Consider the following 14,447-nt stretch of genomic DNA (forward strand, 5'->3'; position numbering starts at 1 on the left):
ATTGAAAGGAGATATTCACATGATTTCGCGACGCATTTTTTCCACAGGTACCCTGTTTAGCGTGTTGTCAGCAACTGTCGGACTGCCGGTGCATGCTGATACCTTCCCGGATCGCCCTATCAAACTCGTTGTGCCGTTCACTGCGGGCGGCATTACCGACAATCTAGCGCGCGTTGCGGGGCAATACGCCTCGAAGGTGCTGAACCAGCCCATCGTTGTGGACAACCGCCCCGGTGCAGGGGGTGGACTGGGAGCCATGACTGTGGCACAAGCCACGCCTGATGGCTATACCGTCCTTCTGGGAACGCAAGGCACCCAGGCGACCAACTTGGCCCTTTACAAGAGCCTCCGCTACAAGGATGGCGACTTCCGAGCCGTTCAGGGCCTGATGGCCATTCCCAATGTGCTCGTCGTCAATGCCTCAAAGCCTTACAAAAATCTGGCCGAACTCGTTGCATATGCCAAGAAGAATCCGGAGGCATTGACCTACTCGTCTCCGGGCGTTGGAACCGGCTCGCACTTGGCTGCGGAACTGTTCCAGACTGTGGCGGGAATCAAGCTCCGTCATGTTTCGTACAGAGGTAGCGCTCCCTCCATCACCGACCTGATCGCAGGCAACATTGATCTGAGTTTCGACTATCCGGCGACCACGGTACCGCATATCAAGTCGGGCAAGTTGCGCGCGATCGCCATGACCGGGCTGGAGCGCGTGCCCGTGCTGCCGGAGGTGCCTACTTTGAGCGAGCTGGGCTATGCCAAAGCTACGGCCGAATCATGGTTGGGTGTATTTGCGCCGCGCGAAACTCCGGACGCTGTCATGCAGAAACTGCAGTTGGCCTTTGCGCAGTCCATCGAGGACAAGGGCGTGCAGGAAAAGTTCGTCGAATTTGGTGGCGTTCCACTGCGCAAGTCTGGCAAGGCGTTTGAGGCTTTCGTGCGCGACGAAGTCGTGAGGTGGGAACAGGTGGTTAAGAAGTCGGGTGCGACTTTGGATTGAATTTTATCGACTCGGGATTCCGCGTTGCAAAGCGCTGCCCAAGATGCATCGTGTGGCCGCTCGCCACCCCTTCCATTCGAGCGTCCGGCTGCGGTCAACCGGGTTTCGCCTTGTGCATACAAAGTCAACTCGCCATGCACTGGCGGGCAAGACGCGTATGTGCCGAGTGCCCAGAATACCGCCTGGTAGCACGCCCAGGGGCGGCCCGTGGTCGTTCGGCATCGATGCATTCGCATGAATGCTTCTTCGGCAACGGCATGTCGGTGTGCTCACCCGAATAGCCCAGCAACCAGGAGAGAGTGAATGTCTGTCTGCGCCGCGCCTTTGCGCGACATGCTGATTGATGCGGTGATGCGCGAACGTCGTTCCGTCCGCGCCTTTCTGCCGATCCCGGTGCCGCAAGAAGTGGTGGCCCAGATTCTGTCGGTGGCAGCCAGCGCGCCCAGTGGCACCAACACCCAGCCGTGGCATGTCATTGCCGTGGCGGGCGAGGCGAGGAAGCGCTTGTGCGACCGTGTACTGCACGCCTTTCACCATGAAGAGGGAGAGCACCAGTCCGAATACGACATCTACCCGGCCGAGTTCTTCGAGCCCTACCTGACCAGGCGGCGCCGGTGCGGCTTTGCGCTCTATGCCGCAGTCGGAATCTCCAAGGGAGATACGGATGCCATGCGTGCTCAACATGCACGTAACTTTGCCTTCTTCGATGCGCCGGTCGGTTTGATCTTCACCTTGGACCGGCGCATGGTGCAGAGCAGTTGGGTGGACTACGGGATGTTCTTACAGAACATCATGCTGGCGGCCCGCGCACGAGGCCTGGATACCTGTTCGCAGATGGCGTGGACCCTTTACCCGCGCCTTCTGGCTGAAGCCCTGCAAATCCCGGACGGGCAGATGGTCCTGTGCGGCATGGCACTGGGCTATGCCGACCCGGCGGCCGTGGTGAACCACGTGCGCACCGAGCGTGAGCCGGTCGAGAACTTCACACGCTTCAGCGGCTTCTAGAAATCTTGTCATACCAACTAATCGCGTCGTAAGCCGCCTGAGAAATTCAGCCGCCCTGAAGCGGTTGATCGACCGGGCCTTGTCCTGATGGGTAGGGTCATGCATGGATGTATGCCCTATGGGGCTGACGGGTTGAACCCACAAAGAGGAGTAAGCAATGTCTACCTACGCCGCGCCCTTGCGCGACATGCTGTTCACGATGAAGGAAGTCGGAGGCCTGGATGCGATCTGTGCCCAGCCGGGCCATGAAGAAACCACGCCCGACCTGGTCGAGGCCATCCTGCAGGAGGCTGCCCACTACGCCGCCGGCGTGCTTGATCCGCTGAACCGCACCGGCGACGTGCAGGGCGCGCGCTGGCACGACGGCCAGGTCACGCCAGCCGATGGCTTTCGCGAAGCCTGGGCCAGCTTCTGCGAGAACGGCTGGAACGGCATGCCCGCTGCCACCGAATGGGGCGGCCAGGGCCTGCCCACGCTGGTGTCCACAGCCGTGCTGGAGATGTGGAAGTCGTCCAACCTCGCGTTCAGCCTGTGCCAGATGCTCACGCTGGGCGCGGTGGAAGCCATTGCGCACCATGGCAGCGACGCACTCAAGCACCGCTTCCTGGAGCCCATGGTCGAGGGCCGCTGGACGGGCACCATGAACCTCACCGAGCCCCAGGCAGGCTCCGACCTAGCCGCGCTGCGCAGCCGCGCCGTGCCCGAGGGCGACCACTACCGCGTCAGCGGCAACAAGATCTTCATCACCTGGGGCGAGCACGACATGGCCGAGAACATCGTCCACCTCGTGCTGGCGCGCCTGCCCGATGCACCGCCCGGCGTGAAAGGCATCTCGCTGTTCCTGTGTCCGAAGTACCTGGTCAACGACGACGGCTCCCTGGGCGAACACAACGATTTGACCTGTACCTCCATCGAACACAAGATGGGCATCCACGGCAGTCCTACGGCGTCGATGAGCTTCGGCGATGGCGGCGGCGCCATCGGCTATCTGGTCGGCGAGCCGAACCAGGGGCTGGCCTGCATGTTCACCATGATGAACCACGCACGGCTGAACGTCGGTCTGGAAGGCGTGGGCATTTCCGAGCGCGCCTACCAGCGCGCACGCGCCTACGCGCTGGAGCGGGTGCAGGGCAAGCCGCTGCTCAGGGCCAGCACCACCATCGCAGGCCACCCGGACGTGCGGCGCATGCTGATGGACATGAAGGCCCGCACCGAGGCCATGCGCGCATTGGCCTATTTCTGCGCCGGCCAGATGGACCGCGCCGCAGGCCACGCCGACGCGCAAGAGCGCGAGCAGGCACTGGCCCTGGTCGGCCTGCTGATCCCGGTGGTCAAGGGCTGGTGCACCGACAGCGCACAGGGCATCACGTCCGATGGTGTGCAGGTGCATGGCGGCATGGGCTATGTCGAGGAAACCGGCGCTTCACAGCACTTGCGCGACGCGCGCATCACGACCATCTACGAAGGCACCACGGGCATCCAGGCAAACGACCTGATTGGCCGCAAGCTGGCGCGAGAGGGCGGGCGCACGCTGAAGGCGCTGTTGGGCCGCATCGACGGCGATGCGCGCCGGTTGGTCGAGATGCCCGATGCCGCGCTGGCGCAGATCGGCGGCGTGTTAGCGGCTTCGGCGCGTGCGCTGGGGGGTGCGGCCGACTGGCTGCTGGCCCACGACGACCAACCAGCGCAGTGCGCGGCGGGCGCCGTGCCCTTCTTGCGGCTGGCGGGCACGGTGATCGGCGGCTGGCTGTCGGCGCGCATGGCCGAAGCCGCCACTGCGCAACTCGCGGCGAGATCGGGCGATGCTAGCTTTCTCGGCGCCAAGCGTGCCACGGCCAGCCACTACGCGGCGCATGTCCTGGTGCAGGCGCCGATGCTGCGCGACATCGTCACGGGCGGCGCCGCCAGCACGCTGGCCCTGGCGGACGATCAACTCTGAATGATCCTGAAAGGAAACCCTCCCATGAAAATCCTGGTTCCCGTCAAGCGGGTGGTTGACTACAACGTCAAGGTCCGCGTCAAGAGCGATGGCAGCGGCGTGGACATCGCCAATGTCAAGATGAGCATGAACCCCTTCGACGAAATCGCCGTCGAAGAAGCCGTGCGCCTGAAGGAAAAAGGCTTGGTGACCGAAGTCATCGCCGTCAGCTGCGGCGTGGCCCAGTGCCAGGAAACCCTGCGCACCGCCATGGCCATCGGCGCCGACCGCGCCATCCTGGTGGAGACCGATGCCGACCTGCAGCCCCTGGCCGTGGCCAAGCTCCTGAAGGCCCTGGTCGACAAGGAACAGCCATCGCTGGTGATCCTGGGCAAGCAGGCCATCGACGACGACGCCAACCAGACCGGCCAGATGCTGGCGGCCTTGGCCGACCTGCCCCAGGCCACGTTCGCCAGCAAGGTCGAGCTGTCCGCCGACAAGGCCAGCGTGACCCGCGAAGTCGATGGCGGCCTGGAAACCCTGCAGCTTTCGCTGCCCGCCGTCATCACCACCGACCTGCGCCTGAACGAGCCGCGCTACGTCACGCTGCCCAACATCATGAAGGCCAAAAAAAAGCCGCTTGACACCGTCAAGCCCGAAGACCTCGGCGTGGACGTGGCCCCGCGCCTGAAGACCCTGAAGGTCAGCGAACCCGCCAAGCGCGGCGCCGGCGTGAAGGTGGCCGACGTGGCCGCCCTGGTCGAGAAACTCAAGAACGAAGCGAAGGTGATCTGACATGACCGTACTCGTAATCGCTGAACACGACAACGCGACCATCAAGGGCGCGACGCTCAACACCGTGACGGCAGCCGCAGCCTGCGGCGGCGACGTGCACGTGCTGGTGGCCGGCCACAACGCTGGTGGCGCAGCCGCTGCCGCCGCGCAGATCGCCGGCGTTGCCAAGGTCATCCACGCCGACGGCGCCAGCCTGGCCCACGGCCTGGCCGAGAACGTGGCCGCCCAGGTGCTGGCCATCGCCGGCAACTACAGCCACATCGTGTTCCCCGCCACCGCCGGCGGCAAGAACGTGGCCCCCCGCGTGGCCGCCAAGCTCGACGTCGCCCAGATCAGCGACATCACCAAGGTGGTGAGCGCCGACACCTTCGAGCGCCCCATTTACGCCGGCAACGCCATCGCCACCGTGCAAAGCGCCGACAGCGTGAAGGTCATCACCGTGCGCACCACGGGCTTTGACGCCGCCGCCGCCACCGGTGGCAGCGCCGCCGTCGAAACCGCCGCTGCCGCCGCCGACGCCGGCAAGAGCAGCTACGTGGGCAGCGAGATCGCCAAGAGCGACCGCCCCGAACTCACCGCCGCCAAGATCATCGTCTCCGGTGGCCGGGCCCTGGGCAGTAAGGAAAAGTTCGACGAAGTCATCACCCCCCTGGCCGACAAGCTGGGCGCGGCCATTGGAGCCAGCCGCGCGGCGGTGGACGCGGGCTACGCCCCCAACGACCTGCAGGTGGGGCAGACGGGAAAGATCGTGGCGCCGCAGCTGTACATCGCCTGCGGCATCTCGGGCGCCATCCAGCACCTGGCGGGCATGAAGGACTCGAAGGTGATCGTGGCGATCAATAAGGACCCGGAGGCGCCGATCTTCAGCGTGGCCGACTACGGGCTGGAGGCGGACCTTTTCGCGGCTGTGCCGGAACTCGTCAAGGCCTTTTAACTTGGATGAGATACACCATGGAGCTTCGGCATTTGCGTTGCTTTATAGCGGTGGCCGAAGAACTTCACTTTGGCCGCGCAGCGGAAAAGCTGCACATCGATCAGTCCCCTTTGTCGCGCACCATCAAGGAGATAGAGGAAGAGCTCGGGGCGCAACTGTTCACGCGAACCACGCGAAGCACCCGCCTGACCTTTGCCGGAATGGCATTCCTGGAGCGGGTGCCGCGAATCTTCGAAGCTCTGAAACAGGCGTGTGACGGCGTCAAGTCCGCCGCCAGTGGGTTTCAGGGACAGTTGCGCATCGCTTTGTCCGATGGCATCACGCCCTCGCGAATGCCGACGCTGCTGGCACGGTGCCGAGAGGAAGATCCAGAGATTGACATTCGGTTATTTGAAGTGCCGTTGGACCAACAGATCAAGGGTCTGCACGATGACCTGTATGACGTCGGCTTTTCGATGGCCGAAGAGGTGGGCGACGGCATTGTGGTCAGGCCTGCGTGGGAAGACGAGCTGATGGTGGCGGTCCCAGCTCGCCATCCTGTGCTGGCCCACAAGCACGTTCCGTTGGAAGAAGTGTTGCGCTATCCGCTGGCGCTATGCGATCCGGCGATATGCGAAGGCCATGCACGCCAAGTTGATCGCGTTTTGCAGCGCTACGAGCAACAGCCACTGATCGCCCAGCGCGTGGCGTCCTATGAGGTGATGATGACCTTGGTCTCCGCCGGATTGGCACTTGGTTTGGCGGGCGCCGCGCACATTGCATCCGGCCGTGGGCCAGGTGTTGTGGCCCGGCGCTTGGCGGGCAAGTCGCAGATGCTGGCCACGTATCTGCTGCACCGTGACGTGGAGCCCTCCGAAATGCTGGCCCGGTTCATCGCACGAGTGGCCTCCATTGATTCGGCAGATGGCTCCAGCGCCGCCGAGGACTCCTGATCCACCTGCTGAAAGGGCCCAAGCCATGACCCGATTCCTGCCGCTGCTGATGGTCGCCGCACTGACGGCCTGTGGGCCATCCCAACCGACGGAAACCGTGGACTTCCTCGTGGCCCATCCTGAGCGCCTCAAGGAAGTCCAGCGCCTGTGCAAGGAAGACCGAGCAAAGGCCGGCGAGGAACTCTGTCGCCGTTCGGCCGAAGCCGCCAACCGGCGTTTCTTCGGCGATCGGCCGGAACAGAAATCCAAATAGCGCCTCTCGCCGTCGCCTGGCAGCGACAAAGTTCTCCCTGTTACCTCATCACGCCGCAGCGCGCTCGCGCATGCGGCGTTTCTATTGTGTACGCCGCAGCAAGAAGTCTGGCTTTTTGGGTCTGAATCTCCGCCATAACGGCCTTTGACCGGCCTGCACGCTCGCCTTGATCCTCAGCACTACGGCACGTCCCTGTGCCGTAGTAGGAGGTTGACCAATGCAAGGAACGAACGTGCTGTTCGGTCAGATCGCCGTGGTGTTCGGCATCGTGATCGCGGGTGTGTGGGGCGCCACGCAATGGACGGCCGCCGCACTGGGCCATCAACTGCGCCTGGGCTCGCCCTGGTTCGATTTCCTGGGCACGCCGGTCTATCACCCTTGGCGGCTGTTCGAGTGGTGGTTCTTCTTCGATGCCTATGCGCCGCAAGTCTTCGACAAGGGCGGTGCCATCGCGGGCGGCAGTGGCCTGCTGGCGGTGGTGGTCGCCATCGGCATGTCGATCTGGCGCTCGCGCCAGTCCAAACTGGTCACGACTTATGGCTCGGCGCGCTGGGCGAATGCGCAGGACATTCGCAAGGCCGGGCTGACAAACCCGGCCGGCGTCTTCCTCGGCCAGCACGATTGCCAGTACCTGCGCCATGAAGGGCCGGAACACGTCCTGACCTTCGCGCCCACGCGCTCGGGCAAGGGCGTTGGGCTGGTGGTGCCGACGCTGCTGTCCTGGCCCGCGTCCGCCGTCATCCACGACATCAAGGGCGAGAACTGGAGCATCACCGCCGGCTGGCGCTCGCGCTTCTCGCACTGCCTGCTGTTCAACCCGACCGATGCGCGCTCTGCGGCCTACAACCCGCTCCTGGAAGTGCGGCGCGGCGCGCATGAAGTGCGCGACGTGCAGAACATCGCGGACATTCTGGTGGACCCCGAGGGCGCGCTGGAGAAGCGCAACCATTGGGAGAAGACCAGCCACGCGCTGCTGGTCGGCGCCATCCTGCATGTGCTCTATGCGGGCGAAGACAAAACGCTGCGTGGCGTGGCGAATTTCCTCTCCGATCCGGCTTGCCCGTTCGAGTTGACCTTGCACCGGATGATGACCACGGCGCATCTCGGTGATGCGCCGCATCCGGTCGTCGCATCGGCGGCGCGCGAAGTCCTGAACAAGTCGGACAACGAGCGCTCGGGCGTGCTGTCTACCGCCATGTCCTTCCTGGGCCTGTACCGCGATCCCACGGTGGCCGAAGTCACTTCGCGCTGCGACTGGCGCATCGCCGACCTGATCGCAGCCGAATCCCCTGTGTCGCTGTACCTGGTGGTGCCGCCTTCGGACATCAGCCGCACCAAGCCGCTTATCCGGCTCATCTTGAACCAGATCGGCCGGCGCCTCACCGAATCGCTCGACGGCAGCGATGGCATCGCGCGCCGCCACAAGCTGCTGCTGATGCTCGACGAGTTCCCCGCGCTGGGTCGGCTGGACTTCTTCGAGACGACCCTGGCCTTCATGGCGGGCTATGGCATCCGCAGTTTCCTTATCGCGCAGTCGCTCAACCAGATCGACAAGGCGTATGGGCAGAACCATTCGATCCTCGACAACTGCCATGTGCGCGTGACGTTCGCCACCAACGACGAGCGCACGGCCAAGCGCATTTCCGAAACGCTGGGCACGGCCACCGAGTTGCGCGCGCAGCGCAACTATGCGGGGCACCGGCTGGCGCCTTGGCTGGGCCACTTGATGGTGTCGCGCCAGGAGACGGCCCGGCCGCTGCTGACGCCCGGCGAGGTGATGCAGCTGCCACCCGACGAGGCGGTGGTGATGGTGTCCAGCGTGGCGCCGATCAAGGCCAGGAAGCTGCGCTATTACGCGGACAGCAATTTCAAGCAGCGCGTGCTGCCGCCGCCTGCGCTCGCCTGTGGGCGCTATGCCGACGTTCCGCCAGCCCGGCCTGACGACTGGAGCGGGTTGGCGATTCCCGCTGTGCCTGCGGCCCCTGACATCGAAGCCATCCAGGGATTCGGTTCCACCGCCGACGACGGTGGTCCCCGCCGCCAACCCGAACTCTCCAAAACCGTCGCCTACGACCCCGGGCTGTCCGTGCCTGCAGCCGACCTCGCGCTGCTCGATGACGAAGACGACACACCGCTTCCCCTTCCGCGCCAGTTGGACCCGGCTCGGCAGCGCACGGCCCGCCTGGCATCCCTCGACCCTGACGACGGAATCGACCTATGAGCCAATACCGCCTCAACTTGTTCATCCAATCCGAGCACGCCAGGCGGCTCGACGAACTGGCCGCCAAGAAAGGCGTGTCCAAGTCCAGCATCGTCGCCGCGGCCTTGGCGTCCTGGCTGTCGCCCGATGCCGCCGACCAGCGCGAGGCGGCCATTGCCAAGCGGCTCGATCGCCTGTCCCGCCAGGCCGAGCGCCTGGAACGCGACCAGAACATCCAGATCGAGACGCTGGCGCTGTTCATCCGCTACTTCCTGACCGTGAGCACGCCGGTGCCCGATGCCCATCAGGAAGCCGCCCGCGCGCAGGGCAAGGCGCGCTTCGAGCAGTTCGTGGAGCAGTTGGGCCGTCACCTGCTGCGCGGGCGCAGCCTGGTGCGCGACGTGGTGGAAGAGCTGCATCCCGATCCCTCGCGCTTGGATGAAGTGCAGGAACGCGCCTCATGAGCGCCGTTCCTTCGTCCTCCTTCACCGCCACCGCGCTGGACCGCCGCATCCGCATGCTGCGCACCGCGATGGGACCGCTGATCGCCGCCGCGCTGGAAGACCCGGACGTGGTGGAAATCATGCTCAACCCCGACCGGACGCTCTGGATCGACCGGCTTTCCACGGGCCGCGCACCGATGGGCGTGGAGCTGCCCGAGGCGGACGGCGAACGCATCATCCGCCTGGTGGCTGCCCACGTCGGCGCGGAAGTGCATCGCGGCCAGCCATTGCTGACGGCCGAACTGCCGGAAACCGGCGAGCGCTTCGAGGGCATCCTGCCGCCGGCAGCGCCCGGGCCGGCCTTCGCGCTGCGCAAGCGCACCGTGGGCGTGATCCCGCTGTCGCGCTACGTCGAGGACGGAATGATGACCGCCGATCAGGCGGGTTTGCTGGTGCGGGCCGTGCGCGAGCGCCACAACATCCTGATCGCGGGCGGCACCAGCACGGGCAAGACCACGCTGGCCAATGCGCTGCTGGCCGAGATCGCCGCCACGGGCGACCGCGTGCTGGTACTCGAAGACACCATCGAGCTGCAATGCGCGGCGCGCGACCACGTGCCGCTGCGCACGCGCCAGGGCGTGGTGTCGATGCAGGAGCTGGTGCGCTCGTCCATGCGCCTGCGCCCGGATCGCGTGGTCGTGGGCGAAGTGCGCGGCCCCGAGGCGCTGGACCTCATCAAGGTCTGGGGCACGGGCCACCCGGGCGGCATCGCCACCATCCATGCCGGCTCCCCGCTCGGGGCGCTGCTGCGCCTGGAACAACTGATCCTCGAAGTGGCGATGAACCCGCCGCGTGCGCTGATCGCCGAGGCGGTCAACGTGGTGATCCACATCGCCGGGCGCGGACGCAAGCGCCGCATCGAGAGCATCGCCCGCGTCGCCGGTTTCGACGGCGCGGGCTATCACCTGGCGGACGCGCTGGAAGCGCCATTTCCCGAGCTTCCCGAGCTGCCGCTGGTTTCCCTCGCAGCCCCCGCCGCTGCGCCTTTCCTGTCCCCTGACTCACCTGGAGAACTGCCATGACGCAGATGACCATTCCTACTTTCCGTGTTTCCGTCAATCCGCCTCCCCACCTGTCCGGCTTGGCACGGCTGCGCACCCTGGCCCGCCCGGCGGGGCAAGGGCTGCTGTTGGCCGCGCTGATGCTGTTGCTGGCCGGCACGGCACAGGCCGCCGGCTCCTCGATGCCCTGGGAAGGACCGCTGCAGTCCATCCTCGATTCCATCCAGGGGCCGGTGGCGCGCATCGTGGCCGTGATCATCATCATCGCCACGGGTCTCACGCTGGCCTTCGGCGACACGTCGGGCGGGTTTCGCAAGCTGATCCAGATCGTGTTCGGCCTGTCCATTGCTTTCGCCGCGTCCTCGTTCTTCCTGAGCTTCTTCAGCTTCTCCGGCGGGGCCGTCGTATGAGTGCCCCGGACACCTTCGCGGCCGGGTTCGCCCGTGGGTTCGAGATTCCGCTGCATCGGTCTTTGACCGAGCCGATCCTGCTGGGCGGCGCCCCGCGCACCGTGGCCATTGCCAACGGCACGCTGGCCGCTGCTGTCGGGCTGGGCCTGCAGCTGTGGATTCCGGGCGTCGTGCTGTGGCTCGCCGGGCATTCGCTGGCGGTGTGGGGTGCGCGCGTCGATCCGCAGTTCATGCAGGTCTTTGCGCGGCACATCAAGCACAAGCCGCTGCTGGACGTGTAGGGGGATGCTGCGATGCTGAACCTTGCCGAATACCGCCAGCGGCCCGCGCTGCTGGCCGACTGGTTGCCCTGGGCAGGGCTGGTGGCACCGGGCATCGTCTTGAACAAGGATGGATCGTTCCAGCGCACGGCGCGCTTCCGTGGTCCCGATCTGGACAGCGCCACGCAGGGCGAACTGATCGCCACGTCGGCGCGCTTGAACAACGCGCTGCGCCGGCTGGGCTCGGGCTGGGCGCTGTTCATCGAAGCCGAGCGCCGGCCGGCGGCGGGCTATCCCCATTCCGACTTTCCTGAACCGCTGTCCTGGCTGGTGGACGAGGAACGCCGCGCCGCATTCGAGGATTCGGGCAACCACTTCGAGAGCGGCTACCACCTCACGCTGGTGTACCTGCCGGCCGAGGAGTCGCGTGCGCGCGCAGCGGGACTGCTATACGAGAACCGTCCGACCGAAGGCGTGGACTGGCGCGAGCGCCTGACCGCTTTCGTCGCGGAAACGGATCGCGTCTTCGACCTGCTCGACGGCGTGATGCCGGAAATCGCCTGGCTCGATGACAGGCAGACGCTGACCTACCTGCATTCCGCCATCTCGACGCAGCGCTATTCGCTGGCGGTGCCCGAGGTGCCGTTCCACATCGATGCGCTGCTGACCGATTCCGCACTGGTCGGCGGCCTGGCGCCCATGCTGGGCGACCAGCACCTGCGCGTGGCCACGGTGCGGGGTTTTCCGACCTCGACCTGGCCGGGGATTCTGGACGATCTCAACCGCCTGGGATTTGCGTATCGCTGGAGTACGCGTTTTCTGTGCCTGGACAAAGCTGAGGCGGAAAAAGAGCTTTCCCGCCTGCGCCGGCAGTGGTTCGCCAAGCGCAAGAACGTCATCGCGCTGCTGCGCGAAACGATCTTCCAGCAGGAGAGCCCGTTGGTGGATACGGACGCCAGCAACAAGGCCACCGACGCCGACGCGGCCTTGCAGGAGTTGGGCAGCGACCAGGTTTCCTTCGGCTACCTCACCGCAACGGTGACGGTGCTCGACGCCGACCCGGCCGTGGCCGATGAGAAGCTGCGCATGGTGGAGCGCGTCATCCAGGGCCGGGGCTTCGTGACGATTCCCGAAACCTTGAACGCGGTCGATGCGTGGCTGTCTTCGATCCCCGGCAACGCCTACGCCAATGTGCGCCAGCCCATCGTCTCGACGCTGAACCTGGCGCACCTGATGCCGGTGTCCGCCGTGTGGGCCGGACCGGAGAAGAGCGAGCATTTGGGCGGCCCGCCGTTGATCGTCACGCGCACCGATGGCGCCACGCCATTCCGGCTGGTGACGCACATCGGTGATGTGGGCCACACGCTGGTGGCCGGGCCGACCGGCATGGGCAAGTCGGTCTTGCTCGCCACGCTGGCGATGCAGTTCCGCCGTTATCGCGGCTCGCGCATCTTCGCCTTCGATATGGGGCGCTCCATGCGCGCCACCATCCTGGGCCTGGGTGGCGAGCACTACGACCTGGGCACGGATGGCGAGATCGCCTTCCAGCCGCTCGCCCGCATCGACCACGAGGGCTACCGCACCTGGGCGGCGGAATGGGTGGAAGGTCGGCTGGCGCACGAAGGCGTGGCGGTTGGTCCCGATGAGAAAGCCGCCATCTGGTCGGCGCTGGGAAGCCTTGCCGGTGCGCCGCTGGAGCAGCGCACCATGACGGGCCTGGCGGTGCTGCTGCAATCGAACGCGCTGCGCCAGGCGCTCGCGCCCTACGTGCTGGGTGGCGCCCACGGCAAGCTGCTGGACGCCGACCGCGACCGGCTGGGCATGGCCGACGTGCAGTGCTTCGAGATGGAGGAGCTGATGCACAGCAAGGCCGCTGTCATGGCCGTGCTGGGCTACCTGTTCGCGCGTTTTGATGAACGCTTCGATGGCGCGCCCACGCTGCTGATCCTCGACGAGGCCTGGCTGTTCCTCGACGACCCGGTGTTCGCGGCGCGCATCCGCCAGTGGCTCAAGACGCTGCGCAAGAAGAACGTCTCGGTGATCTTCGCCACGCAGAGCCTGGCGGACATCCAGGATTCGAGCATCGCGCCGGCCATCGTGGAAAGCTGTGCGAGCCGCATTTTTCTGCCCAACCCGCAGGCCACCGAACCGCAGATTCGCACGATCTACGAGGGTTTCGGGCTCAACACCCGCCAGATCGAGATCGTTGCCACAGCGCAGCCCAAGCGCGACTACTACTACCAGTCGCGCCTCGGCAATCGCCTGTTCGACCTCGACCTGGGGCCGGCGGCGCTGGCCTTCGCGGGCGCCTCCACGCCGCAGGACCAGCGCGCCATCGACGAGGTTCTGGGCCACGCCGGCGCGCCCGGCTTCGCGCTCGCCTGGCTGCGCCATCGCGGCCTCGATTGGGCGGCCGACCTGCTGCGCGCGTTCCCAGGCCTTGCGCCGCTGGCGCCTCATGTTTCCCCTCGCTTCGCTGACCACCCCCAGGAGAACTTGCCATGAAGAAACGCCTTCTCGCCGCCGCCATCGCGGCCATGCTGTGCACGGTGTCCCCCGTGCAGGCGCAATGGGTCGTGATCGACCCCACGAACCTCGTGCAGAACACGCTGACCGCGATCCGCACGCTGGAGCAGATCAACAACCAGATCCGGCAACTGCAGAACGAGGCGCAGATGCTCATCAACCAGGCGCGCAACCTGGCCAGCCTGCCGTTCAGCGTGGTCAGCCGGCTGCGCAGCAACCTGGCGACCACCCAGCGGCTGATCGCCCAGGCCAGGGGCCTGGCCTACGACGTGGCGAACATGGATCGGGAGTTCGCGCGCCTGTACCCCGAGCAGTACGCCGCCACCGTCAGCGGCGACCAGATGTACCGCGATGCGCAGGAACGCTGGAAGAACACGCTCAATGGCTTGCAGACCACCATGCAGATGCAGGCCCAGGCGTCGCAGAACCTGAGCGACGACGAAGGCGTGCTGGCCGATCTGGTGGGCCAGAGCCAGTCCGCAGTGGGCGCGCTGCAGGCGATGCAGGCGACGAACCAGTTGCTGGCCTTGCAGGCCAAGCAGTCCATCCAGGCGCAACGGCTGCAGCTCACGCAAGACCGGGCGGCCTCGCTGGAACTGGCGCGGCAGGCAGCGGCGGCCGAGCGCGGGCGCGAGGTGACGCGCCGGTTCCTGGGCAGCGGCACGCCGTACACGCCGCAGTCGGTGAACTTCTACGGCAACTGACGCGCTGCC

The 14,447-nt window shown here is 65.8% G+C and carries 14 protein-coding genes; all 14 read left to right on the top strand.

Translation table 11 applies throughout. The annotated features are described in order from the left end of the window. The first annotated feature begins 19 nt into the window (after positions 1-19). The 14 genes from ABSY19_RS23415 to trbJ all read left to right on the top strand — a co-directional run bounded on the left by ABSY19_RS23415 (position 20) and on the right by trbJ (position 14,438). Positions 20-997, top strand: coding sequence for a tripartite tricarboxylate transporter substrate binding protein (locus ABSY19_RS23415; protein WP_308326645.1), 978 nt, complete (start codon positions 20-22; stop codon positions 995-997). Positions 998-1,300: 303 nt separating this feature from the next. Continuing rightward, positions 1,301-2,002 (top strand): nitroreductase, encoded by a 702-nt coding sequence (locus tag ABSY19_RS23420; RefSeq protein WP_308326644.1) that lies wholly within the window; start codon positions 1,301-1,303, stop codon positions 2,000-2,002. A gap of 157 nt (positions 2,003-2,159) precedes the next feature. Further along, positions 2,160-3,941 (top strand): acyl-CoA dehydrogenase, encoded by a 1,782-nt coding sequence (locus tag ABSY19_RS23425; protein WP_308326643.1) that lies wholly within the window; start codon positions 2,160-2,162, stop codon positions 3,939-3,941. A gap of 24 nt (positions 3,942-3,965) precedes the next feature. Then, complete coding sequence (locus ABSY19_RS23430; protein WP_308326642.1) at positions 3,966-4,715, top strand: electron transfer flavoprotein subunit beta/FixA family protein; 750 nt, start codon at positions 3,966-3,968, stop codon at positions 4,713-4,715. 1 nt (position 4,716) lies between these two features. After that, positions 4,717-5,649, top strand: coding sequence for an electron transfer flavoprotein subunit alpha/FixB family protein (locus ABSY19_RS23435; RefSeq protein WP_308326641.1), 933 nt, complete (start codon positions 4,717-4,719; stop codon positions 5,647-5,649). A 17-nt stretch (positions 5,650-5,666) separates the two neighbouring features. Then, positions 5,667-6,581, top strand: a complete 915-nt coding sequence (locus ABSY19_RS23440; protein ID WP_308326640.1) for a LysR family transcriptional regulator — start codon at positions 5,667-5,669, stop codon at positions 6,579-6,581. Between the two features lie 25 nt (positions 6,582-6,606). Further along, positions 6,607-6,834, top strand: coding sequence for an EexN family lipoprotein (locus tag ABSY19_RS23445; protein ID WP_308326639.1), 228 nt, complete (start codon positions 6,607-6,609; stop codon positions 6,832-6,834). A gap of 217 nt (positions 6,835-7,051) precedes the next feature. Next, entirely contained in the window at positions 7,052-9,055 is a 2,004-nt protein-coding gene (locus ABSY19_RS23450; protein ID WP_308326638.1) for a conjugal transfer protein TraG, read from the top strand. Next, entirely contained in the window at positions 9,052-9,498 is a 447-nt protein-coding gene (locus ABSY19_RS23455; protein ID WP_308326637.1) for a CopG family transcriptional regulator, read from the top strand. The genes ABSY19_RS23450 and ABSY19_RS23455 overlap by 4 nt, the downstream gene beginning before the upstream one ends. After that, positions 9,495-10,559 (top strand): P-type conjugative transfer ATPase TrbB, encoded by a 1,065-nt coding sequence (trbB, locus tag ABSY19_RS23460; RefSeq protein WP_382156360.1) that lies wholly within the window; start codon positions 9,495-9,497, stop codon positions 10,557-10,559. Before ABSY19_RS23455 ends, trbB begins: the two co-directional genes overlap by 4 nt. Then, positions 10,556-10,948 carry a TrbC/VirB2 family protein gene (locus tag ABSY19_RS23465; protein ID WP_308326635.1) on the top strand — a complete coding sequence of 131 codons (393 nt, stop codon included), beginning with the start codon at positions 10,556-10,558 and terminating at the stop codon, positions 10,946-10,948. The genes trbB and ABSY19_RS23465 overlap by 4 nt, the downstream gene beginning before the upstream one ends. Beyond that, positions 10,945-11,229, top strand: a complete 285-nt coding sequence (locus tag ABSY19_RS23470) for a VirB3 family type IV secretion system protein (RefSeq protein WP_308326634.1) — start codon at positions 10,945-10,947, stop codon at positions 11,227-11,229. The genes ABSY19_RS23465 and ABSY19_RS23470 overlap by 4 nt, the downstream gene beginning before the upstream one ends. A gap of 12 nt (positions 11,230-11,241) precedes the next feature. Next, positions 11,242-13,713 carry a conjugal transfer protein TrbE gene (trbE, locus tag ABSY19_RS23475; protein ID WP_308326633.1) on the top strand — a complete coding sequence of 824 codons (2,472 nt, stop codon included), beginning with the start codon at positions 11,242-11,244 and terminating at the stop codon, positions 13,711-13,713. Next, positions 13,710-14,438 carry a P-type conjugative transfer protein TrbJ gene (trbJ, locus tag ABSY19_RS23480; RefSeq protein WP_308326632.1) on the top strand — a complete coding sequence of 243 codons (729 nt, stop codon included), beginning with the start codon at positions 13,710-13,712 and terminating at the stop codon, positions 14,436-14,438. The genes trbE and trbJ overlap by 4 nt, the downstream gene beginning before the upstream one ends. The last annotated feature ends 9 nt before the right edge of the window (positions 14,439-14,447 follow it).

The sequence above is a fragment of the Hydrogenophaga sp. ANAO-22 genome (assembly GCF_042466645.1).
Lineage (GTDB): Bacteria > Pseudomonadota > Gammaproteobacteria > Burkholderiales > Burkholderiaceae_C > Hydrogenophaga.

Bases quoted from the DNA above. Each gene is read 5' to 3' on its own strand.
- ABSY19_RS23415 (WP_308326645.1), top strand. From the start codon at position 20: ATGATTTCGCGACGCATTTTTTCCACAGGTACCCTGTTTAGCGTGTTG.
- ABSY19_RS23420 (WP_308326644.1), top strand. From the start codon at position 1,301: ATGTCTGTCTGCGCCGCGCCTTTGCGCGACATGCTGATTGATGCGGTG.
- ABSY19_RS23425 (WP_308326643.1), top strand. From the start codon at position 2,160: ATGTCTACCTACGCCGCGCCCTTGCGCGACATGCTGTTCACGATGAAG.
- ABSY19_RS23430 (WP_308326642.1), top strand. From the start codon at position 3,966: ATGAAAATCCTGGTTCCCGTCAAGCGGGTGGTTGACTACAACGTCAAG.
- ABSY19_RS23435 (WP_308326641.1), top strand. From the start codon at position 4,717: ATGACCGTACTCGTAATCGCTGAACACGACAACGCGACCATCAAGGGC.
- ABSY19_RS23440 (WP_308326640.1), top strand. From the start codon at position 5,667: ATGGAGCTTCGGCATTTGCGTTGCTTTATAGCGGTGGCCGAAGAACTT.
- ABSY19_RS23445 (WP_308326639.1), top strand. From the start codon at position 6,607: ATGACCCGATTCCTGCCGCTGCTGATGGTCGCCGCACTGACGGCCTGT.
- ABSY19_RS23450 (WP_308326638.1), top strand. From the start codon at position 7,052: ATGCAAGGAACGAACGTGCTGTTCGGTCAGATCGCCGTGGTGTTCGGC.
- ABSY19_RS23455 (WP_308326637.1), top strand. From the start codon at position 9,052: ATGAGCCAATACCGCCTCAACTTGTTCATCCAATCCGAGCACGCCAGG.
- trbB (WP_382156360.1), top strand. From the start codon at position 9,495: ATGAGCGCCGTTCCTTCGTCCTCCTTCACCGCCACCGCGCTGGACCGC.
- ABSY19_RS23465 (WP_308326635.1), top strand. From the start codon at position 10,556: ATGACGCAGATGACCATTCCTACTTTCCGTGTTTCCGTCAATCCGCCT.
- ABSY19_RS23470 (WP_308326634.1), top strand. From the start codon at position 10,945: ATGAGTGCCCCGGACACCTTCGCGGCCGGGTTCGCCCGTGGGTTCGAG.
- trbE (WP_308326633.1), top strand. From the start codon at position 11,242: ATGCTGAACCTTGCCGAATACCGCCAGCGGCCCGCGCTGCTGGCCGAC.
- trbJ (WP_308326632.1), top strand. From the start codon at position 13,710: ATGAAGAAACGCCTTCTCGCCGCCGCCATCGCGGCCATGCTGTGCACG.